Source organism: Micromonospora xinjiangensis (assembly GCF_056150165.1).
Genome location: NZ_JAXCFO010000001.1, coordinates 416,526 through 440,537 on the forward strand (window position 1 = coordinate 416,526; position 24,012 = coordinate 440,537).

19 protein-coding genes are annotated in these 24,012 nt (G+C 72.9%); 9 read left to right on the top strand and 10 right to left on the bottom strand.

The features are described from left to right. Positions 1-126 precede the first annotated feature (126 nt). The gene (locus SM573_RS02140) at positions 127-1,596 is read left to right on the top strand and encodes a DUF7782 domain-containing protein (protein WP_474615718.1); all 1,470 of its coding nucleotides are present in this window, start codon (positions 127-129) and stop codon (positions 1,594-1,596) included. A gap of 166 nt (positions 1,597-1,762) precedes the next feature. Beyond that, positions 1,763-2,185 carry a D-aminoacyl-tRNA deacylase gene (gene dtd, locus SM573_RS02145; protein WP_474615350.1) on the top strand — a complete coding sequence of 141 codons (423 nt, stop codon included), beginning with the start codon at positions 1,763-1,765 and terminating at the stop codon, positions 2,183-2,185. 44 nt (positions 2,186-2,229) lie between these two features. Here the strand turns inward: dtd and SM573_RS02150 are convergent, their stop codons facing one another. Beyond that, the gene (locus tag SM573_RS02150) at positions 2,230-3,018 is read right to left on the bottom strand and encodes a sporulation protein (RefSeq protein ID WP_474612362.1); all 789 of its coding nucleotides are present in this window, start codon (positions 3,016-3,018) and stop codon (positions 2,230-2,232) included. 244 nt (positions 3,019-3,262) lie between these two features. Between SM573_RS02150 and sigB the strand changes: the two genes are divergently transcribed. After that, positions 3,263-4,279 (top strand): RNA polymerase sigma factor SigB, encoded by a 1,017-nt coding sequence (sigB, locus tag SM573_RS02155; RefSeq protein WP_474615351.1) that lies wholly within the window; start codon positions 3,263-3,265, stop codon positions 4,277-4,279. A gap of 136 nt (positions 4,280-4,415) precedes the next feature. On the opposite strand, the gene SM573_RS02160 is transcribed toward sigB, so the two are convergent. Beyond that, a complete protein-coding gene (locus SM573_RS02160) occupies positions 4,416-6,722 on the bottom strand; it encodes an ATP-binding cassette domain-containing protein (RefSeq protein ID WP_474615352.1) in 2,307 nt (768 codons plus the stop codon). Between the two features lie 58 nt (positions 6,723-6,780). On the opposite strand from SM573_RS02160, the gene SM573_RS02165 reads away from it, so the two are divergent. Together SM573_RS02165 and SM573_RS02170 are read left to right on the top strand one after the other, a co-directional pair. Further along, positions 6,781-7,731, top strand: coding sequence for a helix-turn-helix transcriptional regulator (locus tag SM573_RS02165; protein WP_474615353.1), 951 nt, complete (start codon positions 6,781-6,783; stop codon positions 7,729-7,731). A gap of 148 nt (positions 7,732-7,879) precedes the next feature. Further along, positions 7,880-8,287 carry a VOC family protein gene (locus SM573_RS02170; RefSeq protein WP_474612366.1) on the top strand — a complete coding sequence of 136 codons (408 nt, stop codon included), beginning with the start codon at positions 7,880-7,882 and terminating at the stop codon, positions 8,285-8,287. 55 nt (positions 8,288-8,342) lie between these two features. Here SM573_RS02170 and SM573_RS02175 read toward each other — a convergent pair whose 3' ends face one another. Genes SM573_RS02175 through SM573_RS02185 form a run of 3 tightly spaced genes read right to left on the bottom strand, consistent with a single transcriptional unit; the run spans position 8,343 to position 12,998 of the window. Next, positions 8,343-10,892, bottom strand: a complete 2,550-nt coding sequence (locus SM573_RS02175) for a bifunctional acetate--CoA ligase family protein/GNAT family N-acetyltransferase (protein WP_474615354.1) — start codon at positions 10,890-10,892, stop codon at positions 8,343-8,345. A gap of 22 nt (positions 10,893-10,914) precedes the next feature. Beyond that, entirely contained in the window at positions 10,915-12,096 is a 1,182-nt protein-coding gene (locus SM573_RS02180) for an acetoin utilization protein AcuC (protein WP_474612368.1), read from the bottom strand. Positions 12,097-12,143: 47 nt separating this feature from the next. After that, complete coding sequence (locus SM573_RS02185; protein WP_474615355.1) at positions 12,144-12,998, bottom strand: sulfurtransferase; 855 nt, start codon at positions 12,996-12,998, stop codon at positions 12,144-12,146. Between the two features lie 98 nt (positions 12,999-13,096). On the opposite strand from SM573_RS02185, the gene SM573_RS02190 reads away from it, so the two are divergent. Next, complete coding sequence (locus SM573_RS02190; RefSeq protein WP_474612370.1) at positions 13,097-13,786, top strand: iron-dependent transcriptional repressor DtxR; 690 nt, start codon at positions 13,097-13,099, stop codon at positions 13,784-13,786. Positions 13,787-13,814: 28 nt separating this feature from the next. On the opposite strand, the gene SM573_RS02195 is transcribed toward SM573_RS02190, so the two are convergent. Both SM573_RS02195 and SM573_RS02200 read right to left on the bottom strand, forming a co-directional pair. Beyond that, a complete protein-coding gene (locus SM573_RS02195) occupies positions 13,815-14,363 on the bottom strand; it encodes a hypothetical protein (protein ID WP_474615356.1) in 549 nt (182 codons plus the stop codon). A gap of 91 nt (positions 14,364-14,454) precedes the next feature. Next, positions 14,455-14,739, bottom strand: a complete 285-nt coding sequence (locus SM573_RS02200; protein WP_474612372.1) for a DUF5522 domain-containing protein — start codon at positions 14,737-14,739, stop codon at positions 14,455-14,457. Positions 14,740-15,042: 303 nt separating this feature from the next. Between SM573_RS02200 and SM573_RS02205 the strand changes: the two genes are divergently transcribed. After that, positions 15,043-16,323: an MFS transporter gene (locus SM573_RS02205; RefSeq protein ID WP_474615357.1), complete on the top strand. Its 1,281-nt coding sequence runs from the start codon at positions 15,043-15,045 to the stop codon at positions 16,321-16,323. A 3-nt stretch (positions 16,324-16,326) separates the two neighbouring features. On the opposite strand, the gene SM573_RS02210 is transcribed toward SM573_RS02205, so the two are convergent. After that, entirely contained in the window at positions 16,327-17,262 is a 936-nt protein-coding gene (locus SM573_RS02210; RefSeq protein ID WP_474615358.1) for a DUF2332 domain-containing protein, read from the bottom strand. Positions 17,263-17,450: 188 nt separating this feature from the next. On the opposite strand from SM573_RS02210, the gene SM573_RS02215 reads away from it, so the two are divergent. Together SM573_RS02215 and SM573_RS02220 are read left to right on the top strand one after the other, a co-directional pair. Continuing rightward, on the top strand, positions 17,451-18,563 hold the full coding sequence (locus SM573_RS02215) for an FAD-dependent monooxygenase (RefSeq protein WP_474612375.1): 1,113 nt from the start codon (positions 17,451-17,453) through the stop codon (positions 18,561-18,563). Positions 18,564-18,954: 391 nt separating this feature from the next. Next, positions 18,955-20,115, top strand: a complete 1,161-nt coding sequence (locus SM573_RS02220) for a Shedu anti-phage system protein SduA domain-containing protein (RefSeq protein WP_474615359.1) — start codon at positions 18,955-18,957, stop codon at positions 20,113-20,115. A 252-nt stretch (positions 20,116-20,367) separates the two neighbouring features. Here the strand turns inward: SM573_RS02220 and SM573_RS02225 are convergent, their stop codons facing one another. After that, positions 20,368-23,265 (bottom strand): vitamin B12-dependent ribonucleotide reductase, encoded by a 2,898-nt coding sequence (locus SM573_RS02225; protein ID WP_474615360.1) that lies wholly within the window; start codon positions 23,263-23,265, stop codon positions 20,368-20,370. Positions 23,266-23,302: 37 nt separating this feature from the next. Then, the gene (gene nrdR, locus SM573_RS02230) at positions 23,303-23,803 is read right to left on the bottom strand and encodes a transcriptional regulator NrdR (protein WP_474612377.1); all 501 of its coding nucleotides are present in this window, start codon (positions 23,801-23,803) and stop codon (positions 23,303-23,305) included. Positions 23,804-24,012: the final 209 nt, after the last annotated feature.

A 24,012-nucleotide genomic window follows, 5' to 3' on the forward strand; every position in this document is an offset into this window, starting at 1 on the left:
CTAGCCATACATCGACGTCTATGAAAGAGATGTCTCTCGATAGATCCTGGTGACGGTATGGATGTTCCGGGTGGGCCCGCCCCGCCGGACGCCAGGAGGCAGGATGGCGAGGTGGCCGAACACGACATGCTGCTCTCCCCCGCCGGCGTCGAGGCGCTGCGCACCGCCCTGACCCGGGCCCGGTTCACCTCGAACGGCATCGCCGACCGGCTCGGGCCGCAGGCGACCGGCGGGGTGGCCCGCAACGACTTCCGGGCCGCGCTGCGCGCGACCGAGGAGCGGGACCCGCTCGCCACGCTGATCCGCGTCTTCATCTGCGACCAGACCGAGTCGGAGGCCGCGGTGGCCGCCGCGCTCGCCCCGCTCGACGTGGCGGAGGCGATCGCCGGAGGGCTGGTCGAGCGGCACGGCGACGGGCTGCGCGCCGGCGTGGACCTGGAGCCGTACGGCGACGACTGGTGGGTGCTCGCCGACGTGCCGGCCAGCGCCCGTCCCGGGCGGCCCCTGCACGCCGAGCACGTCCTCGGCATCGGCGGGGCCACCCAGACGCTGATCGGCGCGACAGTCCGGCGTCACGTCGACTCCGCCCTGGACCTGGGCACCGGTTCCGGTGTGCAGGCCCTGCACCTGGCCACCCACGCCCGCTCGGTCACCGCCACCGACGTCTCCGCGCGGGCGCTGCGCTTCGCCGCCACCACGGCCGCGCTGAACGGCCAGGACTGGGAGCTGCTGCGCGGCGACATGGTGGCGCCGGTGGCCGGCCGCCGCTTCGACCTGGTGGTGAGCAATCCGCCGTTCGTGGTCGGGCCGGGCACCACCACCCACGTCTACCGGGACTCCGGCCGGGTCGGCGACACGATGGGCTCGGAACTGGCCGCCGCCGCGCCCGGGCTGCTCACCGAGGGCGGCACCATGCAGTACCTGGCGAACTGGGTGCACGTCGCCGGCGAGCAGTGGGACGAGCGGGTGGCCGGCTGGTTCGCCGGCACCGGCCTGGACGCGTGGGTCGTCCAGCGCGAGGTGGCCGACCCGATGGCGTACGTGAACCTGTGGCTGACCGACGTCGGCCACACGCCCGACCCGCACCGGATGGCCGCCTGGCTGGACTGGTTCGACGCGCACAAGGTCGAGGCGATCGGCTTCGGCATCGTCTCGCTGCGCCGCGGCGGCCACGAGGACCCGGTGGTCCGGGTGGAGGACCTGCGGCAGCGGGTGGAGCCGCCGATGGGCGACCAGATCGCCGCCTGGTTCGACCGGCAGGACTTCCTGCGCGTACGCGACACGGACGGGTTGCTCGCGGAGCGCTACCGGGCCGCCGAGGGGCTCCAACTCCGCCAGGAGGCGACCATGGGCCCGGACGGCTGGGCGGTGGACCGGCAGGTGCTGGCCATGCCGCGCGGGCTGCGCTGGACCGAGGAGATCGACCCCCTGGTGCTGGCGCTGGTCGGCGGCTGCGACGGTCACCTGCCGTTGCGTGACCAGCTCGCCCTGCTCGCGGCGGCCCACGACGTGGCGGTCGACGAGCTGGCCGAGGCGGCCGGCCCGATCGTGGCGCACCTCGTGGAACGCGGCATCATCGAGCCGGTGGCCCGCTGATGCGGCCTGCGGCCCCGCACCGGCGGCCCCCGACGCCGGGCGGGCGGTCCGCGGCGCCGCGCCGGCGAGCGGCCGCTTCGCGCCGTGGCGGATGGGTGGCGGCGTACCGAGCGACACCGGGCCGGCGACCGGGCGGCCCGGGGCGGGGCGAGTGGGGGGCGTACTGATGCGAGCGGTGGTGCAGACGGTCAGCCGGGCCAGCGTCACGGTCGACGGCGAGGTGGTCGGCGCGGTCGACGAGGGCCTGCTGGTGCTGCTCGGGGTGACGCACACCGACAGCGCCGAGACGGCCCGGACGATGGCCCGCAAGGTGCACGAGCTGCGCATCCTCGACGACGAGCGCTCCGCCGCCGACACCGGCGCCCCGATCCTCGTGGTGAGCCAGTTCACCCTCTACGGCGACGCCCGCAAGGGCCGCCGCCCCAGCTGGACGGCCGCCGCCCCGGCGGAGGTCGCCGAGCCTCTGGTGACGGCCGTGGTCGAGGCGCTGCGCGAGCGCGGCGCCAAGGTGGAGACCGGCCGCTTCCGCGCCCACATGCTGGTCGAGAGCGTCAACGTAGGCCCCCGCACCATCCTCCTGGACCTCTAACCCCACCCCCCCGGGTCTCCCCGGGAGGGTGGGGGGAGGAGTGGTTAGGAGAAGAGGCCGCGGCGTTGGAGGGACTGGCGCAGCCAGCCGTCCAGCTGGGCGGTCCAGTCGACGCGGTCCACGGTGGCGTGGTCGACGGTGAACCGGCCGAAGGCGTCCCGGCCCTCGGTGAACAGGCCACCCCGCTTGTCCAGCTCCAGCACCACCTGCGTCTGCCGCGGATCGGCGATGAAGGTGACCTCCAACTGGTTGATCGCGCGGGCGTACTGCGGGGCCGGGTAGAACTCGATCTCCTGGTAGAACGGCAGCGTCTGCCGTACGCCGTAGATGTGGCCGCGCTCCACGTCCGCCCGCGCGAAGCGGAATCCCAGCCGCAGCAGCGCCTCCAGCAGCCGTTCCTGCGCCGGCAGCGGATGCACCGCCACGGCGTCCAGGTCGCCCTTGTCGACCGCCCGGGCCACCTCCAGCTCCGTACGCAGCCCCATGGTCATCCCGTGCAGGTGCTGCCCGTACAGCTCGGTGACCGGCGTCTCCCACGGCACGTCGAAGCGGAACGGGATGTCGTGGCGCTGCCCCGGCTCCAGCCGGAACGCGCCCGTGACGCGCTGGCGGTGGAACTCCTGGTTGGTGTTGTACTCGTTGTCGCCGCTCTCCACCTCGACGCGGGTGACGAGCCCGAGCTGCACGTACTCGATGTCGACCGGGTGGTCACCGCCCAGGACCTGGACCCGGCCCTCCAGTTGCCCGCCCGGTCGGCAGTTCGGGTTGGCCAGCACGGTTTCCACCGAGGGACCACCGACGCCCATCGCCTGCATGAGCCGCTTGAAGACCACGACACCCTCCGTCACCTCTACCGGGCCGGCCACGCCGGCCGGTCGGTCGCACCGTAACCGGGCCCGGCAAGCCCGCCGGGCGTCGACACTCCGGGCGCCGGGGCCGCTCGGACCGCCGATCCGACCGGATTCCTGTCGGGTCCCCGATCGCCTCACTCCCGTTTCACGCTCCGCCCGCCAAGCTGTGTGTCACCGGCGGCACTCGGCCGGGACCGCACGACACGGACACGGGGAGAGACGAGAAATGGCCCTGCAGATGACGGAGCACCAGATGCGCCCGGCCGCGGGCACCGACACCGACCCGGGCGCCGAGGTTCTCACCGACCTGGACGCCACCGATGAACGGGGCGTCTCCACGGACCTGGTCCGGGCGTACCTCAACGGGATCGGCCGGACGAAGCTGCTCACCGCGGCGCAGGAGGTCGAGCTGGCCAAGCGGATCGAGGCCGGCCTCTTCGCCGAGGAGAAGCTCGCCACCTGCACTCCCGTCTCCCCCGAACTGCGGGCCGACCTGGAACTGATCGTCGCCGAGGGGCGGGCGGCCAAGGACCACCTGCTCGAGGCGAACCTGCGGCTCGTGGTCAGCATCGCCAAGCGCTACACGGGGCGTGGCATGGCCTTCCTCGACCTGATCCAGGAGGGCAACCTCGGCCTGATCCGCGCGGTCGAGAAGTTCGACTACGCCAAGGGCTACAAGTTCTCCACCTACGCCACCTGGTGGATCCGCCAGGCCATCACCCGCGCCATGGCCGACCAGGCCCGCACCATCCGCATCCCGGTGCACATGGTGGAGCAGGTCAACCGGATGGTCCGCGCCCGCCGCGAGCTGTCCGTGACGCTCGGCCGCGAGCCCACCGTCGCCGAGGTCGCCCGGGCGCTCGACGTCCCCGAGTTCCAGGTCATCGAGCTGATCTCGTACGACCGGGAACCGGTGAGCCTGGACCAGGCGGTCGGCGACGACGGCGAGAGCGCGCTCGGTGACTTCGTGGCCGCCGTCGACCCGCGCCAGGAGCCCGGTGACGCCGCCGCGCAGGGCGAGCTGCGCAACGAGGTACGGATCGTGCTGGCCACCCTCTCCCAGCGGGAGCAGGCGGTGATCCGGCTCCGGTTCGGTCTCGACGACGGCCGGCAGCGCACGCTGGACGAGGTCGGTCGGGAGTTCGGCCTCTCCCGGGAGCGGATCCGCCAGATCGAGAAGGTGACGCTGCTCAAGCTGCGCGCCCCCGAGCGGGCGCAGCGCCTGGAGGCGTACGCCTGCTGACCGGGCGTAACCCGACGGCAGACACCCGGGGCGCCGCCCTTCATGAGGGCGGCGCCCCGGCACGCTCCATCCCGATCGCAGACGCCAGCGGGCCCGGTCCACCGGTGCGCACGAGGGCCGGATCCGGAGCCGGGCCTCACGTGACGGAATCGACGAACGCCGCCTCGCGTCCCGCGCGACGAGCCGTTGGCCGACCTGCTCGCCCGGCCGGCTCGTGCTCGGCGAGCGCCGCGGCGGTCGCGGTGCCGGTGATGCCCGCGACCGGGCCCTGGTAGAGGATCTGCCCGCCGTGTCTCCCTGGCCCGGGGCCCAGGTCGATGAGCCAGTCCGCCCGCCGGACGACGTCGAGGTTGTGCTCGATGACCACGACGGTGTGCCCGCGGTCGACCAGGCCGTCCAGGACGCCGAGCAGCGTGTCGATGTCCCGGAGGTGGAGTCCCGTGGTGGGCTCGTCGAGGACGTACAGCGTCGGGCTGGTGGTGTCGCGGAGCTCCTTGGCGATCTTGACCCGTTGCGACTCGCCGCCGGAGAGGGTCGTCAGTGACTGGCCGAGCCGCAGGTAGCCGAGACCGACGTCGCCGAGGTGGCGCAGGGCCCGCGCGATCGCCCGGTCGGAAAGCCGGTGGATGGCCTCGGTGATCGTGAGATCGTCGACGTCGGCGATGGAGAGCCCGTCCACGGTGTGACGCAGTACGTCGGCGGTGAAGCGCCGCCCCTGGCAGGTCTCGCAGACCGTCTCCTGCCCGTCCATGAAGGCGAGGTCGGTGTGGATGACGCCAGCGCCCTGGCAGTCCGGGCAGGCGCCGTCGGAGTTCGCGCTGAACAGGCTGGCGGGGACGTTGTTGTGCCGGGCGAACAGCCGCCGGATGGGCGCGGCGATGCCGGTGTAGGTGATGAGACTCGATCGGCGGTTCGGGCTGACCGGGCGCTGGTCGACGACGACGGCGCCGTGCTGGGCGACGAGTTCCCCGGCGAGACTGGACTTCCCGGAGCCGGCGACGCCGGTGAGGACGGTCAGGACTCCGGTCGGGATGTCGACCGTGACGTTCCTGAGGTTGTTGCGGCTGGCGTCGACGACGGTGACGCTGCCGTGCGGTGTCCGTCGGCGGTCCTTCACCGGGCGTTGCCGCGACAGGGCGGTCGCGGTGGGCGTGTCGGCGCGGCGGAGCTGGGCGAAGGTGCCCTGGAACACGAGGCGGCCGCCCTGCTCGCCCGCGCCCGGCCCGATCTCGACGATCTGGTCGGCGACGGCCATGACGGCGGGATCGTGCTCCACGACGAGGACGGTGTTGCCCTTGTCGCGTAGCCGCTTGAGCAGGGTGGTCATCGAGGACACGTCATGGGGATGGAGACCGACGGTGGGTTCGTCGAAGATGTAGACCATCTCGACCAGGCTGCTGCCCAGGTGGCGGACCGTCTTGATCCGCTGTGACTCGCCGCCGGACAGGGTGGTGGTGGCGCGACCGAGGTGGAGGTAGCCGAGCCCGATCTCGACCAGGGCGTCCAGCCGGTCCTTCAAGGCCGCCACGACGGGAGCCACCGCCGGCTCGGTCACCGTCGGGACGAGGTCCGCCAGCTCGCTGATCTCCATCCGCGCCAGCTGGCCGATGGTGTGGCCGAGCACCGTGGCGGTGCGGCTGGTGGGGTTGAGCCGGTCGCCGTGGCAGTCCGGGCACACGGCGGAGCGGGTGAACCGGGCGATGGCCTCCCGCTTGCGGTCGGACAGGTCGCCGGAGGCCCGCAGGTAGATCCGCTCGAACCGCTCGACGACACCCTCGTAGTCCTTCGGGGGCCGGCTGCCGAGGCGCGCGGCGTGCTCGCCGCCGAAGAGGAGTGCGTCCCGCTCGGCCTGCGTCCAGTCCCGCAACGGGGTGTCGGCGTCGAAGGCGCCGATGTCGGCGTACTGGGAGTACCAGTAGCCGCCGGCACCGAAGCCCGGCAGCAGGATGGCGCCCTCGCCCAGCGACCGGTCCAGGTCGAGGAACCGCTCGACGGCGCTGACGATACGCTCTCCGAGCCCGGAGCAGGTGCGGCACATCCCGGCGGGGTCGTTGAAGGAGAAGTGGTTCGACTCGCCGACGTACGGCGTGCTGAGGCGGGAGAACAGAAGCCGCAGGTACGTCCACGTGTCCGTGATCGTGCCGACGGTGGAGCGGGCGTTCCCGCCGAGCCGACGCTGGTCGATCACGACCATGGGCGAGAGACCGTCGATCTGGTCGACCTCGGGTCGCGTCCACTTCGGAAGCCGGTTTCGGGTGAACGGCGGGAAGGTCTCGTTGAGCTGGTACCCGGCCTCGGCGGCGATCGTGTCGAACACCAGCGACGACTTGCCTGAGCCGGACAACCCCACGAACACGACCAGCTGCCCGCGCGGCACGTCGATGTCGAGCGAGGTCAGGTTGTTGGTCCGGGCTCCGCGGATCCGGATGCTTCGGGTGGCCATGGAACCGACGCTACGGATAGATGTGGCCGGATCCTGACCGCTATTTCATGATGGCGGTATGGCTGACGTCACCCAACGGCTGCTCGCCCTGCTGGCGGTGCTCCAGACCGGCAGGGCGTACACCGGGGACGAACTCTCGGCCCGCCTCGACGTCAGCCCGCGGACGCTCCGGCGCGACGTGGACCGGCTCCGCGGCTACGGCTACCCCGTCGAGACCCGACCGGGGCCGGGCGGCTACTACCGGCTCTCGGCCGGAAGCGCGATGCCCCCGCTCCTGCTGGAGGACGACGAAGCGATCGCGACCCTCCTCGGGCTAGCCACCCTCGCCGCTACCGGCAGCGCCGGCGAGGGAAGCCTCGACGACGCCGCCACCCGCGCCTACGGCAAGGTCGACCAGTACCTGCCCCGGCGCCTGCGGCCCCGCGCGGCGGCGCTGCGCGCCAGCCTGGAGACCGGCCCGGCGCCGGCACCGAGCACCCGGGCCGAGACGCTGAGCGCGCTCGCCGACGCCATCCACCACCGACGCCCGGTCACCTTCGCCTACTCCGACTCGGCGGGACGCCCGAGCGCACGGCGGGTGGAGCCGCACCGCCAGATCCACCAACGCCTGCGCTGGTACCTGCTCGGTTGGGACGTCGAACGGGAGGGCTGGCGGGTCTTCCGCACCGACCGCATCACGGACCTCCAGGTCGGCGGCGGCACCTTCCCACCCCGCCCCCTGCCCGCCGGCACCGGCGTCGACTACCTCCGGCAGGGCCTCCACCGGCACGGCCGGCGCGTCGTCCTGACCATCGACGCCCCCATGACCACGGTGGCGGACGCCTTCCGGCACCAGGACGTCGAACTCACCCCGCTCGCCCCGGACCGGACCCGTGCCGCCCTCGTGCTCGACTCCTGGCAGTGGCTGGTGCTGAACCTCGCCTTCGTCGACGCCGACTTCACCGTCGACGAACCCGCCGCCTTCCGGGACGCGTGCCGACGGTTCGGCGCCCGGCTGCGGCAACGGTAGGCGAGCCGGAGGGGTGACCTCGCTTCGGCGACACGGCCGTGGTTTCGCGGTGCCTCTCGCCCCGCCGACCGGCGAGGGTCTTTGCCTCGGCCCCGGGCATGGACTACCAAGAGCGTGACAGCTGCGCCGACATCGTGAGGGGACGCACGTGAACTGGACGCTGGAAGTCGTGATCGTGCCGGTCTCCGACGTGGACCGGGCCAAGTCCTTCTACGCCGACCGGCTGGGCTTCGCCGTGGACCACGACACCGTCATCAACGACCAGGCGCGGATCGTGCAGCTGACCCCGCCGGGCTCCGGGTGCTCGATCGTCATCGGCAAGGGGGTCGTGCCGGAGATGCCCCCGGGCTCGCTCAAGGGGCTCCAACTGGTGGTGCCCGACGTACGCAAGGCCCACGCTCAGCTGGTGGAGCGGGGTGTCGACGTCAGCGAGGTCCAGGTGATCGGTGAGAACCCCCGGCCGGTGCCGGACCCGCTGGACAACGTGGGCTTCGTCTTCTTCTCCGACCCCGACGGCAACGCCTGGGCCGTCCAGCAGATCTCCAGCCGCGCCTGACCCGCCCGTCGCACCGGCCGCGGGCGCTCCCCGACCGACGCGCCCCGGCCCGCCGTCACAGCCGGCGCGGGCCGGTGTCGGGCCGGTCCACGGCGGCGCCCAGACGCACGGTGGCGTGCAGCACCGAGAGGCCGTCGGGGCGGGCGAGCACCGGATTCAGCGTGAGGGCGCGGACGCGAGGATGCTCGTCGGCGAGCCGCCCGACCCGCAGCAGCAGGTCGGCCAGGGCCGAACGGTCCACCGGCGCCGCTCCCCGGTGCCCGCGCAGCAGTGGAGCGGCCCGCGGCTCGTCGACCAGTTCCGCGGCGTCCCGGTCGGTCAGCGGCACCGCCCGCCACGCCCGGTCACCGAGCAGTTCGGTGGCGACCCCGCCCAGACCGAAGCCGACGACCGGGCCGAACGCCGGATCCTCGACCAGCTCGACCACACAGGCCACGCCGGGCGGGACCATCGGCTGCACCAGGACCTCCCCGCCGAACGACGCGGACATCTCGGCGTACGCCCGGCGGACCGTCGCCGCGTCGGGCAGGTCGAGCCGGACGGCGCCGAGATCGAGCCGGTGCCGCAGCCCGGGCGCCGCCGCCTTGAGCGCCACCGGGAACCCGAGCCGCACGGCGACCTCGGCCGCCTCGTCCGCCGAGCGCACCGGCACCGAACCGACCAGCTCGATGCCGTACGCGGCGAGCAGCCCGGGCACGTCCGCGCCCTCGGGGCGCAGGGCCGCCCGGCCGGCGGCCCGGTCGATCCCGGACAGGTCCGGTTGGCCGCCGGGCGGGCGGCCCAGCCAGTCCGCGTACCGCTGCACCCGGGCCAACGCCCGCACCGCCTCCTCGACACCCCCGTACGCCGGCAGGCCACCCGGCGACCGTCCCGCCAGGACGGTCGCCACGACCGGTTTGCCGGTGCCGAGGGCGGCGGGCAGGGCGACGGTCAGGTCGGCGTCGGCCGGCTGGCCGGGCAGCGGCGGCGCCACCGTCACCGCGAGCGCGTCGACCCGGTCGTCGCCGGCGGCCTCGGCGAGCGCGGCGGCGAAATCGGCGGCGGTGGCGTGCGGCCCGACGTCACGGGGGTAGCCGTCGGCCAGCGTGAGGCCCTGCGCGGCACAGGCGGTGGCGGCCAGCCCGGTGAGCGCCGAGGAATTGCCGACCACGGCGACCCGTGGGCCGGCCGGCAACGGCTGGTTGGCGAGCAGCACCCCGACGTCCAGCAGTTCGGCGACGGTGTCCACGCGGATCACCCCGGACTGGGCGAACAGGGCCGCCACGGCCACCTCGTCCGGGCCGGCCGAGTCGCCCACCCCACGCGGGCGGGCCGGCGAGGCGAGCGCCACCACGGGCTTCGTCCGCCCGATGCGCCGGACCAGCCGGGCGAACTTGCGCGGATTGCCGAAGGTCTCCAGGTGCAGCATGATCACGTCGGTGCCGGGGTCGTCCTGCCAGTACTGGAGCAGGTCGTTGCCGGAGACGTCGGCGCGGTTCCCCGCCGAGACGAAGCTGGACAGGCCGAGCCCCCGCCGGTCCGCCTCGTCCAGCAGCGCCACACCGAACGCCCCGGACTGACTGAAGATCCCGACCCGGCCGGGCGGCGGCAGGACCGGCGCGAGGGTGGCGTTGAGGCGTACGCCCGGGTCGGTGTTCGCCACGCCCAGGCAGTTCGGGCCGATCACGCGCATCCCCGCGGCGTGCGCGGCCCGCACCAGCGCCCGCTGCGCGGCGGCGCCCTCCGCCCCGGCCTCCGCGAAACCCGCCGAGATCACCACCAGCCCGTGCACTCCGGCGGCCGCCGCGTCGGCGACCACCGCCGGCGCCGCGTCCGGCGGCACCGCGACCACCGCCAGGTCCACCGGGACACCGGCGTCGGCCGCACGGGGGTACGCCGGCAGCCCCGCGACGGTCGTGGCGGTCGGGTGCACCGGGACCAGCGCGCCCGCGAACCCGGCGTCGCGCAGGTGCCCGAGCACCGCGGCGCCCACGCCCTGGCCGGTGGCGCTCGCGCCGTACACGGCGACGCCGCGCGGGGCGAGCAGCCGGGCGATCGACCGGGCCTCGGTGCGGTGCTCCCGGCCGCGCTGCACCTCGAGGGTCGCCTCGGTGGGCGCGATCGGGAAGGTCAGGTGCACCACCCCGTCGGCGAACTGCCGCTGCACCTGGTAGCCAAAGTCGGAGAAGACCCGCAGCATGGCGCCGTTGGCCGGGAGCACCTCGGCGACGAAGTGCACGATGCCGACCCGCCGGGCCGCGTCGGCCAGGTGTTCCAGCAGCACCGACCCGATCCCCCGGCCCTGGTGGGCGTCCTCCACCACGAAGGCCACCTCGGCCTCCGGGGCCTCCGGGCCGAGCCGCTCGTAGCGGCCGACCGCCACGATCCGCCCGCCGGCCAGGACCACCAGGGCCTCCCGGTCCCGATGGTCGACGGTGACGAAGCGGCGCAGGTCCCGCTCCGGGATCCGCGGGTACGGCGAGAAGTAGCGCAGGTAACGGGTGCGCTCGGAGAACCGGGAGTGCATCGCCACGATCTCCGGCGCGTCGTCCTCGCGGATCTGTCGCAACTGGACGGTGCTGCCGTCGCTGAGCAGCACGTCCACCGGTTGTTCCACGGTCGTCACCGGCCGGCCATCCCCGGCCGGCTCAGTCGCGCGGGTCGTGCGGGTCGAGCCCGAGCAGCGGGAAGACCGTCTTGCGGGTGGCCGCGATCGCCCGGTCCACCGCGGTGGGCTCGCCGCTGGGCTGCCACGGCTCGTACGCCGGGTCGACGTCGTCGCTCATCCGCAGCGGCACCTGCCGACCCGGGCAGCGCGCCGCGGCCAGCTCCCGCCAGGCCGGCGGCGTCAACGTCGCCGGGTCCAGCGGCTCGCCGGTGGCCACCGCCAGCAGGTGCGTCCAGGCCCGGGGCACCGCCTCGACGAGGGCGTACCCGCCACCGCCGGTGGCGACCCAGCGGCCCTCGCACAGCTCGTCGGCGAGCGCCCGCAGCGCCAGGTAGGTGGCGCGTTGCCCGTCGACGGAGAGGTGCAGGTCGGCCAGCGGGTCGAGCCGGTGGGCGTCCGCGCCGCACTGCGTGACCAGCAGCTGCGGCCGGAACGCGCGCAGCACCGAGGGCACGATCGCGTGGAACGCGCGCTGCCAGCCGGCGTCGTCGGTGCCGGGTGGCAGCGGCATGTTCACGGCGCTCCCCTCGGCCCCCGGGCCGCCCGTCTCGTCCGGGAACCCGGTGCCGGGGAAGAGCGCGAGCGGAGTCTCGTGCAGGCTGACCGTCAGCACCCGCGGGTCGTTCCAGAAGACCTGCTGCACCCCGTCGCCGTGGTGCACGTCGACGTCCACGTACGCGATCCGCTCGGCACCGAGGTCGAGCAGGCGGGCGATGGCCACGGCCGGGTCGTTGTAGACGCAAAAGCCGGCCGCGCGGGCCGGCATGGCGTGGTGCAGCCCACCGGCCACGTTGACCGCCCGCCGGGCCTCGCCCCGCCAGACCGCCTCGGCGGCCGCCACCGAGGCCCCCGCGATCAGGGCGCTGGCCTCGTGCATCCCGTCGAAGATCGGGTTGTCCGAGGTGCCCATGCCGAAGCCCGCGAAGAGCGGGTCGCTCGGCGCGGACCGGACCGCGGCCAGGTAGCGCGGGTCGTGCACCCGGGTGAGCAGGGCGTCGTCGGCCGGCTCCGGCTTCACGAGGCGCACCCGCGGACGGTCCAGGATGCCGAACTCCCGGGCGAGCGCCACGGTCAGCTCCACCCGGACCGGGTCGAGGGGATGATCACCCATGTCGTAGGCGAGCAGGGACTCGTCCCACACCACCACCGTGTCGTCGGACATACGCCCATCGTCGCACGTGGACCGGGCAACCGCCCCGCACGCGCTGGTCAGACCGTGGGTGTCGTCCCCGTGGCCACCGGCCGCTGCGGATCGGCCACCCAGTTGCTCCACGAACCGACGTACAACGCGGCGTCCGCACGGCCGGCGAGGTGCAGGGCCAGCACGGCCTGCGCGGCGGTCACCCCGGATCCGCAGTACGCGCCCACCGGTGTGCCGTCGGTCACCCCGGCGGCGGCGAACCGCTCCCGCAACACCTCGGCGGCCGGGAAGCGGCCGTCGGTCACGTACTCGGGAGCGGGCAGGTTGACGGCCCCCGGCACGTGCCCCGCGACCGGGTCGACCGGCTCGGTCTCGCCGCGGTAGCGGGGCGCGGCCCGCACGTCCAGGAGCAGCCCGTCGCCGGCGGCGAGGCGGGCGGCCGCCGCGGCGTCGAGCACCGGCAACGCGCCGGGGCGCACCGTCACGTCGCCCGGCTCCGGCTGCGGCACCTCGGCGGTGGTGGGCAGGTCGGCCGCCACCCACGCCGGGTAGCCGCCGTGCAGCAGCCGGACCGCCCGGTGCCCGGCCCACCGCAGCGTCCACCAGGCGCGAGCCGCCGCCATGCCGTCGCCGCCGTCGTACACCACCACGGGACGACCGGCGCGGACGCCGGCGGCCCGCAGCGCGGCCTGCAGCGCGCCCGGGTCGGGCAGCGGGTGCCGGCCCGCGGCGCCGGGCGGGCCGCAGAGCGCCGTGTCCAGGTCGACGAAGACCGCGCCCGGCAGGTGGGCGGCGACGTAGTCGTCACGGCCGGGCGGGCCGGTGAGCCGCCAGCGCACGTCGAGAACGGTCGGCGGGTCGGCGGAGTCGAGCTCGGCGGCCAACCGCTCGGGCTCGACCAGCAAGGCGTCGGTACCGGACATGCCGAACAGTCAACACCATCCGGGCGGAGGGCTCGCGTTTCGGCCTCGGTCGTTACACCTGCGGCGCGGTAACATCGATCACTGGAGGGCCGCTGACTGTGAAATCCCACGACCTGGTCGACACGACGGAAATGTACCTGCGCACCATCCTCGAACTGGAGGAGGAGGGGGTGCCGCCGCTGCGTGCGCGGATCGCCGAGCGGCTGAAGCAGAGCGGCCCGACGGTGAGCCAGACGGTCGCCCGGATGGAGCGCGACGGCCTGCTCACCGTCGAGGGCGACCGGCACCTGACGCTCACGGCGCAGGGCCGCAACGCCGCCGTCTCCGTCATGCGTAAGCACCGGCTCGCCGAGCTGCTGCTGGTGAACGTGATCGGGATGCCCTACGAGGAGGCCCACGACGAGGCCTGCCGGTGGGAGCACGTGATGAGCGACGCGGTCGAGAAGCGGGTCTACGACCTGCTGAACCGGCCGACGCGCTCGCCGTACGGCAACCCGATCCCCGGTCTGGAGGAGCTGGGCTCCCCGGGCGCGGAGGAGACCGCCGTCGTCGAGGGCGAGCGCAACCTGGCCTTCCCCGGCCTCAGCGGGAAGGTCGTGGTCCGGCGGATCTGCGAGAGCGTGCAGACCAACGCGGACGTGCTGCGGCAGCTCCACGCCGCGGGCGTCGACCCGGGCGCCACGGTGACCGTGGCCCAGGAGCGCGACGGCGTCTCGATCGACCGCTCCGGTGACCGGATCCGGCTCCCCCGTGAGGTTGCCTCCCGAGTCTTCGTGGCCGCGGCCTGACCTCCGCGGGCGGGCGGGACGCGGTGGGTCAGAGGGCGCGGGTGTCGATCTTCTTGGCGAGCGCCACGAGGTTCGCCGCGACGGTGTCCGCCGCCGACCTGGCCGTGCCCTTCGGGGTCGTCCAGTGCAGCGTGACCAGCCGCCCGTCGGCCGAGAGCCAACCCACCTCGGCCACCGGGCCGTGCCCGTCGGCGGCGGCGGTGGTACGCCGGTACGCCTGCTGACCCAGCCCGGAGACCTTGGCGGCCGAGTCGGGCACCACGTCGGCCGCGAAGCCGGACTTGTCCATCGAGGTCTCCGTCGCCGTGAGCGTCAGCTCCGGGAGGACCGCGGCTCCGGCCCGGACCACGCAGGTGTGGGTGTCGCCGCGGTCGCTGGCCGCCGCCACGTCGAAGCGGACCTTGACGTGCTGCTCGATCAACGCGAAGTCGAGCAGCCGGCAGGCGCCGCCGGAGGACGCGGCGGGCACGTCGACCGCGATCGGCGCGGGCGGCGGCACCTCCACCGGTTCGCGCTCCGCGCCGCAGCCGCCCATCGCCAGCACCGCCAGCCCGACGCCCACGATCCGTCCGCGCACGCCCCATCCTCCCGGTCGTCGACGACGGGGCGCGCCCGCCCCCGGAGATCCGTGGCACACCGTACGGAATGTCCGGCGCGCGCGGAAGCCCTCACCCGTCGCTTCGTCGCGGCGTCACGTCGCCGTCACCGTCCGGACCGTCCACGTACGGGCAGTGGCGGCAGCCGCGGCCGCAGCAGGTGCCGCGGCGGGCCAGGAAACCCGCGGTGAGCACGAACAGCCCGGTGGACGGGTCGAGGTAGCCGGCCTCCCCCGCGACCAGCGCGGCGGTGTGCGCGGCGAGGATTCGCTCCCGGTCCGGGTGGTCGAGCGGCAGCCGGGACGGATGCGGCTCGGTCAGCGGTCGGTCCGCCAACGGACGTCGCTCCCCGGTCACCGGCGCAGTCTAGGAACAGCGCTTCCCGGTCGCCGGAGCGGGCCACCGCCACGAGGCTGTTCCGCCCGGCCCGCGCGGATCCCGGTCGCCACGACCGCCGCGCTGGACGCCGGCGCCGGTGTCGATAAATCGCGCGCTGGGCTCGACGGTGCGCCGGTAGGGTGCCGCCGGGCCGCCGGCCGGTGGCCCGCGCGACCGGGATCCCGGCCCGGCCTGGGGTGAGCAGCCGGGAGCGGGTCCGGCGATCCGCCGGGCGGCTCGTTCCGGCGGTGGTCGCGTCCCCACCCACAGACAGGCACACCTGTGAGCCAGCACGTCGCCGATCCCCCGGCGTCCGCGACCGTCCGCCCGCCGTCGCTGCTCCGGAGCCGCGACTTCCTGCTGTTGTGGAGCGGCCAGACGGTCAGCGAGCTGGGTACCCGGATGGGGAGCGTTGCCGTCCCGCTGCTGGCCGCGGACACCCTGCACGCGAGCGTCTTCCAGATCTCCCTGCTCACGTTCCTGGCCTGGCTGCCGTACCTGCTCGTGTCGCTGCCGGCCGGGATCATCGCGGACCGGACGGACCAACGCCGGCTGATGATCGTCTGCGACCTGGGTCGCGCCGCGCTCATGCTGTCGGTGCCGGCGGCCGCGCTGGCCGGGCAGCTCACGCTCGGATTCCTCTACGCGGTGGTCGGCCTCTCCGGCGTGCTCACCGTGTTCTTCACCGTCGCGTACAAGAGCATGCTGCCGGCGCTGATCCCGGCGGCGCAGCTGGTCGACGGCAACGCCAAGCTCACCATGAGCGAGGACGGCGCCGAGCTGGTCGGCCCCACGGTCGGCGGTGTGCTCATCGGGCTGGTCGGCGCCGCGCGCACCTTCGTGGGCAACGGGCTGGCCTTCGCGGTCAGCGCGGTGACGCTGCTGCTGCTCCGGCGGAACCCCCGCGCCACGCCGCCGGAGCGGGAGCGGGTGCCGCTGCGGGTGGAGATGACCGACGGGCTGCGGTTCGTCCGCCGGCAGCCGATCCTGCTCAGGATCCTGGCCTGCACCACGACCTCGAACTTCTGGGTGATGGCCGCCGGCTCGATCGAGGTCACGTTCATGGCGCGCGAGCTGCACGCGTCGTCGGTGCAGGTCGGCCTGGTCTTCTCGGTGAGCGCGGTCGGCGGCCTGGTGGTCGGGGCGCTGGCCGGGCGGCTGACGACCTGGATCGGCACGGCCCGGGTGATCTGGGTGGCGATGACCGTGCCCGGCCCGGTCTACCTGCTGATGCCGCTGGCCCGGCCCGGTTGGGGAGTGCTGATCTTCGGTGTCGGGCTGGCCGCCTTCTCCGCCAACGCCGTGCTGTTCAACGTGGCGTCGACCACCTACCGGCAGCGGGTCACCCCGCCGGCGATCCTCGGCCGGGTCAACGCGGCGTTCCTGTGGATCTGCTTCGGCGTGATCCCGCTCGGCGCGCTGGCCGGTGGGGCGCTCGGCACGGCGCTGGGCCTGCGCGGGGCACTGTGGATCTGCGTGCTGGGCACGTGGAGCGCCTGCCTGTTCGTGGTCTTCTCGCCACTGCGGAGGATGCGCGACATGCCCGAGCCGGCGGTGTCGTAGCGGTCAACCGAACCAGACCATCGACTGGCCGTGCCCCCGGGTCCAGGCCAGCGGCCGGCCGTCGAGCGCGAGCACGTTGTGCAGCGCGGGCCCGGGAGGCTCCGGCAGCCCGTCGTACGTCAGCACGTCCGGGGCCTCGTTGGAGATCCAGTGCCCCGGCAGGCCGCGGACCAGGTCGACGAAGGCGGCCCGGCGCGCGGGCGGCACCTGGTAGAGCACCGAGGTGTGGAACACCACAAGCGTCGCGCCGGCCGGAGCCCGGGCGGCCAACGTCGGCAGGTCGTCCACCAGGTCGCCGCGTACCAGAAGGGGCGGCTCGGCGGCGGCGACCGCCGCCGCGGCCCGCAACCGCTCCCGGCGGTGGTCGTGCTCCGGCCAGATGAGGGCCGCCAGCCACGCCACGTCCGAGCCGTCGGTCACGTCGAGAGGGTTCAGGTCCAGCCCGGCCCGCCACACCACCTCGGGCAGCCGGAGCGGCGGCGCCAGACCCTCGGCCGCGCAGTCCAGCACCGGCTCGCCGGCGCCGAGCCGGTGGTCGCCGTAGCGGTAGGCGTACCGGTCGGGGTAGAGGCAGAGCCCGGCGGAGGCGCCCACCTCCAGCAGCGCGAGCGGCTGTGGCAGCGCGGCGAGCACGGGCAGCAGGACGGCGCAGCGGCCCGCCTCGTTCGTCTGGGTCGCCCGCACACGCATCTCCGCCGCGATCGCCGGCCAGTGCGCCACCGCGAAGTCGCGGAACGCCGCCGGGTCGTCGACGGGCCCACCGAGCAGCCGTACGACGCCGAACAGCAGGTTGGGCTGCCGCTTGGCGGGCGGCAGCGCGCCGATCAGGGCGAGCAGCGTGTCGTCGCGGGCGACGGCGAGCGCCAGACGCTCGTACGCGGGCGAGACGCCGCGCAACTCGCGGGCGGCGAAGTCGGCGTAGTCGGCGGCGACGGACATGCACCGATGGTCGCAGCGGAAGACGTCGGAGGGGACCCCCGACAGCTGTGACGGACGGCGCACTGAGTCCAACGGCACACCTCGTCCGGTGGGACGAGCCACCGGCGCGTAACCCTTCACTCCTAGAGTCTGCGGCGGCCCGGGACCCGAGTGGCGGCCCGGCCGGTGCGCGCAACGGGAGGCTGATCGTGCGGGGTGACGGGGTTGACGTCCTGGTCGTCGGTGGGGGTGTCGCCGGCCTGGCCGCCGTCGCCGCGCTGCGCGGGTGGGGCGCGACGATCGACGTGGTCGAGCGGGCGGACGTCGCCACGACGTCCGGCACCGGCATCTACCTGACCGGCAACGCGACCCGGATGCTGGACGTGCTGGGCGTGTGGAAGCGGGTCGCCGACGTGGCCGTGGAGATCAAACGGCAGCGCAGCGACAACCAGCGCGGTCGCCGCCTCTTCGACATCGACGTGGCCGCCCTCTGGGACGGCGTCGGACCCTGCGTCTCGCTCCCCCGCGCCGAGCTGCACCACGCGCTGCTCGCCGGCGTCGACGACCGTCCGATCCGCTGGGGCCGCCAACCGGTGGCGCTGCACCGCGAGGGGAACCGGGTCGCCGTCGAGTTCGACGACGGCGGCACCGGACGGTACGACCTGGTGATCGGCGCCGACGGGGTGCACTCGACCGTCCGGCGGCTCGCCTTCGACGGCCAGGCGGCCCGCCCCCTCGGCCAGTACGCGTACCGCTGGATCGCACCCCGCGTCGACCCCGAGCCGGTGTGGTCGGTGCTGCTGGGGCGCGGCACCCAGTTCCTCACGATCCCGGTGAGCGACGAGCTGACGTACTGCTACTACAACGACGGCCCGGTGGCCGACCGGCCGGGCTGGCGCGACGAGCTGCGGGCGACGTTCGCCGGGCCGGTCGCCGCCATGCTCGACGCGCTGGACGCCGACGACAGCACCCTGCACGCCGGCCCCAACCAGGAGGTCGCGCTCGACTCCTGGGTGCGGGGGCCGGTGCTGCTGGTCGGTGACGCCGCCCACGCCACCTCCCCGAACATGGCGCAGGGGGCCGCGATGGCGCTGGAGGACGCCGTGGTGCTGGCCGACTCGCTCGCCACGGCCGGCGACATCGCCGAGGCGTTGCGGGCGTACGAGGCGCGCCGCCGCCCGCGGACGGACTGGGTGCGCGGCCAGACCCACCGCCGGGACAAGGCGGCCGGCCTGCCGCCGGTGCTGCGCGACACCGTGATGCGACGGCTCGGCGAGAAGATGTTCCGGACGAACTACGGGCCGCTGTTCGCCCAGCCCTAGTCCCGGGCTGGACGGATCACCCGCGCGGCTTCCTCCTGATGTGCGTCCCCCGAAGGATCGGGGCCGCCGTCGTAGCCGTCCCGTTCGCGGATCCGACGATCTGTTCCGGGTGGGTAGAGCCGGGCGGGGTCGGGCGTCGCGCGGCTCACGAGCCCCGGGCGCGGGAACGCCCGGGGCTCGTCGCGTACGTACTGGTGGAGGACACATATTCGATACGTGTCGTAATCCCCTCCGAGCAGTTGACGCTGTCCAGGCAAGTTCTCCATGCCGCCGGCCGTCCCGGGTCGGTCTTCCGGTTCAGCTACGGCGAACGACCCCGCTTCCTGGCCGCACCCGGCACGGCTGCTGCGCCCAGACGGTCGTGTCATACCCTCGAGCGACGCTCTCCGACATGCCTGGACCTCGCTCGCGCGTCCGATCCGACTTTGCCCTGCGTCTGCTGCTCGAGAAGATCGTCGAGTACGGCCTTTCCGACCACATCCGCAACCTCGTCGAGGATGCACAGCGGCACATGGGACACCGCAGTCCCTATCGCGGCGGGAGGACGCTCACCGACCTGCTGCGTCAGGCCCACACCGCAGCCCGGGCCGAAGACGACCAAGATGCCGCCGAGCGTTTGGAGGACGCCCTCTCATACGCGACCAACGTCATGCTCGCGCCGGATTTGGAAATCAAGTATCAGCTGCTAGGGGACGCCCGTAGCCAACATGCGAACGCGCTGACCGCCTTCGTGTCGATTTCCGCGACATTCGTCGCCGACCAGGTTCGCACGTTCCTCGACGAACACCCGCAGGCAACCCGCGACGAGCTCATGGCATTTCTCGACGAGATGAAGCGTCTGGCCATTACGGACGTGGCCGGGGCAGCCGGGGTCTTCGAGGTCAGCCGCAGCATGAACGAGCAGGCGACCTGGATGACGGAGGTGCTGCTCGACCGCTTGCACATTGGCGATTCAGGCGCCGGTGTCACGCCAACCGCTGAGGCTTCGGCAGAGGAAATCGCCGACGTGGTGTTGCTGCGAGCACGGCGCCGGGCGCTTCGGGAACTAGACGCCGTCGTCCTCAACCGGCACAGCAGCGAGCGCGACCTGCAGCGAGCGCTGGAGAAGAATCTCTGGATATTCGGTGGGACGCAGCTGGCGGACAGGCTCGGGCCACGGCGAGTCAGTCGCGGCATCGAGTTGGACCTGACGCTGCTCCGGCCGGACGGCACGGTGCACGTGGTCGAGTTGAAGCGGGCCGCCGTTCCGCTGCTCACCCATCAGCGGGGCCGGTGGGTGCCGACCAACGAGGTACATCGGGCGGTAGCGCAGGCGATGAACTACCTCGTGGTCCTAGACGAGGACCGGGCGCGGCTCGCCGAGCAGGGCATCGACGTACGGCGGGCCTCAGCGGCGGTGATCATTGGGCATCCGCAGTTCGAGGAGGAGGCGAGCGAGAACGAGGTGGACGCGGCGCTGCGCGTCTACAACAGCCATCTGTCCCGGGTAGAGGTGATCACCTATAAACAGGTGGTGAATCGGGCCGATCGGGTTCTGCGGCTGGTGGAATAAGTGGCGGGTCCGCGCGGATATTGACCGGGTTTGGCCCGGACGGCAGCGGCCCGAGCTCGTCATCGGGTTTTTGGTCGCGATCGACTGGGCGCGGCTAGACGACGTTCACCGACATGTCTGCCCTTCCCCGTACGTCCAAAGCAGGTGCCTCCCAACCGAATCGGTTGGGAGGCACCTGCTTTGGAGCTTCACCAGGCTGTCATCCAGTGAATCCTCTTAGAGTTCGGAGACAGGAGACATACCCTCCCAGTTTCAGCTGCAGCCGCTGGTCGAGCCGCAGCCCTCGCAGACGTAGCAGCTACCGGCGGGGCGCATCTTCGTGCCGCAGGTGAAGCAGAGCGGCGCGTCGGCGGCCTTGCCCAGCACGGCCTCCAGCAGCTCGGTGCTGGAACCGACCGACGGCGCCGGCTTCACGGCGGCGATGTCGACGGTCTCCTGCGCCGGCTGGGCGACCGGGCCGGTCTTCGGCTCCTCCGTCCGCGTCTCGACCGGGGCGGAGGCGGCCATCGCGGTGAGGTCCGCACCGCTCGCCTCCGCCTCCGCCTCGGCCTGGAGCTGGGCGGCCCGCTCCTTGGCGGTGAAGATGCCCAGCTCCGCGCGGCGCTCGTACGGCAGGAAGTCCAGCGCCAGCCGACGGAAGATGTAGTCCATCACCGAGGCGGCCATCCGCACGTCCGGGTCGTCGGTCATGCCGGCCGGCTCGAAGCGCATGTTGGTGAACTTGCTGACGTACGTCTCCAGCGGGACGCCGTACTGGAGACCGATGGAGATGGCCACCGAGAAGGCGTCCATCACGCCGGCCAGGGTCGAACCCTGCTTCGACATCTTGAGGAACACCTCGCCGAGGCCGTCGTCCGGGTAGGACGACGCGGTGAGGTAGCCCTCGGCGCCGCCGACCGAGAAGGAGATGGTCTGCGAGGGGCGCTTCTTCGGCAGCCGCTTGCGCACCGGCCGGTACTCCACGACCTTCTCGACGACCTTCTCCACCTCGGCGGCCGGCGCCTCGACGGTGGCCTTGTTCGGCTTCGCCGCCGACAGCGGCTGACCCACCTTGCAGTTGTCCCGGTAGATCGCCAGCGCCTTGAGGCCGAGCTTCCAGCCCTCGAAGTAGATCTTCTCGACGTCCTCGACGGTCGCCTGCTCCGGCATGTTGACCGTCTTGGAGATGGCGCCGGAGATGAACGGCTGGACGGCCGCCATCATCCGCACGTGGCCCATCGGGGCGATGGAGCGCTCGCCCATCGCGCAGTCGAAGACCGCGTAGTGCTCCGGCTTGAGGCCGGGGGCGTCCACCACGTGGCCGTGGTCGGCGATGTGCTCGACGATCGCCTCGACCTGCTCCTCCGGGTAGCCGAGGCTGCGCAGCGCCCGCGGCACCGTCTGGTTGACGATCTGCATCGAGCCGCCGCCGACCAGCTTCTTGAACTTGACCAGCGCCAGGTCCGGCTCCACACCGGTCGTGTCGCAGTCCATCATGAGGCCGATGGTGCCGGTCGGCGCGAGGACGCTGGCCTGCGAGTTCCGCCAACCGTTCTTGTCACCGATCTTGTTGCCGAGGGTCCACTGCTTCGTGGCCTCTCGCTGGATGGCGGTGGCCACGGTGCCGGCCGGCTTGATCTCGTCGTTGGCGGCGGCGTGCTTGCGCATGACCCGCTTGTGCGGCTCGGCGTTGCGGGCGTAGCCGTCGTAGGGGCCCACGATGCCGGCCAGCTCGGCGGAGCGGCGGTAGGCGGTGCCGGTCATCAGCGAGGTGATCGCGGCGGCCACCGACCGACCCTGGTCCGAGTCGTACGGCAGGCCGGAGGCCATCAGCAGCGCGCCGAGGTTGGCGTAGCCGATGCCCAGCTGCCGGTAGGCCCGGGTGGTCTCACCGATCTTCTCGGTCGGGAAGTCGGCGAAGCAGATCGAGATGTCCATCGCGGTGATGACCAGCTCGACCGACTTGACGAACTTCTCCACCTCGAAGCCCCCGTCGGCACGGAGGAACTTCATGAGGTTGAGCGAGGCCAGGTTGCAGGAGGAGTTGTCCAGGTGCAGGTACTCCGAGCACGGGTTCGACGCGGTGATCCGCCCGGTCTCCGGGCAGGTGTGCCAGTCGTTGATCGTGTCGTCGTACTGGAGGCCGGGGTCGGCGCACTCCCAGGCGGCCTGGGCGATGGTGCGGAAGAGCTTCTTGGCGTTGATCGTCTCGATCACCGCGCCGTCGAGCCGGCCGCGCAGGTCGAACGGGCCGTCGTTCTCCACGGCCCCCATGAACTCGTCCGAGACCCGGACCGAGTTGTTGGCGTTCTGGTACTGGACGCTCACGATGTCGGCGCCGCCGAGGTCCATGTCGAACCCGGCGTCCCGCAGCGCGCGGATCTTGTCCTCCTCGCGCGCCTTGGTGACCACGAACTCCTCGATGTCCGGGTGGTCCACGTCGAGGATGACCATCTTGGCCGCGCGCCGGGTGGCGCCGCCGGACTTGATGGTGCCGGCGCTCGCGTCGGCGCCCCGCATGAAGCTCACCGGGCCGGAGGCGGTGCCGCCGGAGGAGAGCAGCTCCTTGGAGGAGCGGATCCGGGACAGGTTCACCCCGGAGCCGGAGCCGCCCTTGAAGATCAGCCCCTCCTCCTTGTACCAGTCGAGAATCGAGTCCATCGAGTCGTCGACGGCGAGGATGAAGCACGCGCTCACCTGCTGCGGCGACGGCGTGCCCACGTTGAACCAGACCGGCGAGTTGAAGCTGAACACCTGGTGCAGCAGCATCCAGGTCAGCTCGTGCGCGAAGATCTCGGCGTCCGCCGGGCTGGCGAAGTAGCCGTACTCCTCACCCGCCGTCCGGTAGGTGGTGACCACCCGGTCGATGAGCTGCTTGAGCGACCACTCGCGCTCCGGGGTCCCCACCGCTCCCCGGAAGTACTTGGTGGTCACGATGTTCGCCGCGTTGACGCTCCACGACTCGGGGAACTCCACCCCGCGCTGCTCGAAGTTGATCGAGCCGTCCCGCCAGTTCGTCATCACGACGTCCCGGCGCTCCCAGGTGACCTCGTCGTACGGGTGGACCCCCTCCGTCGTCCAGACCCGCTCGACCTTCAGGCCCGCGCCTGCCTTGCTCCGCGACCTGCTCGTTGTCACGCCGTCGCCCCCCTTGTCTGCGCGGTCACCCACCGCGCGTCCCAATCCGTTAAGAGAAAACCGAAAAAGCTCAACTGGTACGGCCGGCGGCCTCGACCGCCTCGGCCCCGCCGTTCTCCCGGGCTCGCGCCGCGGCCCGCAACGACTCGATCTCGCGCTCGAAGTCGGCGAGCGAGTCGAAGGACCGGTAGACGCTGGCGAACCGCAGGTACGCGATCTCGTCCAGGTCGCGCAGCGGGCCGAGGATGGCCAGCCCCACCTCGTGGCTCGGGATCTCGGCGGCGCCCTTGGCCCGCACGGTCTCCTCCACCCGCTGGGCCAGCAGCGCGAGCGAGTCGTCGTCGACCGGCCGGCCCTGGCACGCCTTGCGCACCCCGCTGATGATCTTCGTCCGGCTGAACGGCTCGGTCACCCCGCTGCGCTTGACGACCGCGAGGACCGCCTCCTCCACCGTGGTGAACCGCTTGCCGCACTCCGGGCACGACCGCCGCCGCCGGATGAGCTGGCCGTCGTCGGCCTCCCGGGAGTCGACCACTCGGGAGTCGGCGTGCCGACAGTACGGGCAACGCATCACTGACCTCCTCGATCGACCACGGCCGCACCGGGCACTCCCGGGCACGGTCCACCACGGCGGCGCCATCAGCCGATGGCCGCCCGCCGTGCCACTGTACGGGAGTGCGGTCAGTAGTCGGACCCAACCTATGGGCAACTTACGCCCGTGTCACTACTACATCTAGGGGTTGACCGTATGACGCGAGCGGACCGGGGTCAAGTTGAGGG

Excerpts from the sequence above, each read along its gene's own strand:
- SM573_RS02140 (WP_474615718.1), top strand. The coding sequence starts at position 127 with ATGCTGCTCTCCCCCGCCGGCGTCGAGGCGCTGCGCACCGCCCTGACC.
- dtd (WP_474615350.1), top strand. The coding sequence starts at position 1,763 with ATGCGAGCGGTGGTGCAGACGGTCAGCCGGGCCAGCGTCACGGTCGAC.
- SM573_RS02180 (WP_474612368.1), bottom strand. The coding sequence starts at position 12,096 with ATGTCCGACGACACGGTGGTGGTGTGGGACGAGTCCCTGCTCGCCTAC.
- sigB (WP_474615351.1), top strand. The coding sequence starts at position 3,263 with ATGGCCCTGCAGATGACGGAGCACCAGATGCGCCCGGCCGCGGGCACC.
- SM573_RS02220 (WP_474615359.1), top strand. The coding sequence starts at position 18,955 with ATGCCTGGACCTCGCTCGCGCGTCCGATCCGACTTTGCCCTGCGTCTG.
- SM573_RS02210 (WP_474615358.1), bottom strand. The coding sequence starts at position 17,262 with ATGTCCGTCGCCGCCGACTACGCCGACTTCGCCGCCCGCGAGTTGCGC.
- SM573_RS02160 (WP_474615352.1), bottom strand. The coding sequence starts at position 6,722 with ATGGCCACCCGAAGCATCCGGATCCGCGGAGCCCGGACCAACAACCTG.
- nrdR (WP_474612377.1), bottom strand. The coding sequence starts at position 23,803 with ATGCGTTGCCCGTACTGTCGGCACGCCGACTCCCGAGTGGTCGACTCC.
- SM573_RS02165 (WP_474615353.1), top strand. The coding sequence starts at position 6,781 with ATGGCTGACGTCACCCAACGGCTGCTCGCCCTGCTGGCGGTGCTCCAG.
- SM573_RS02185 (WP_474615355.1), bottom strand. The coding sequence starts at position 12,998 with ATGTCCGGTACCGACGCCTTGCTGGTCGAGCCCGAGCGGTTGGCCGCC.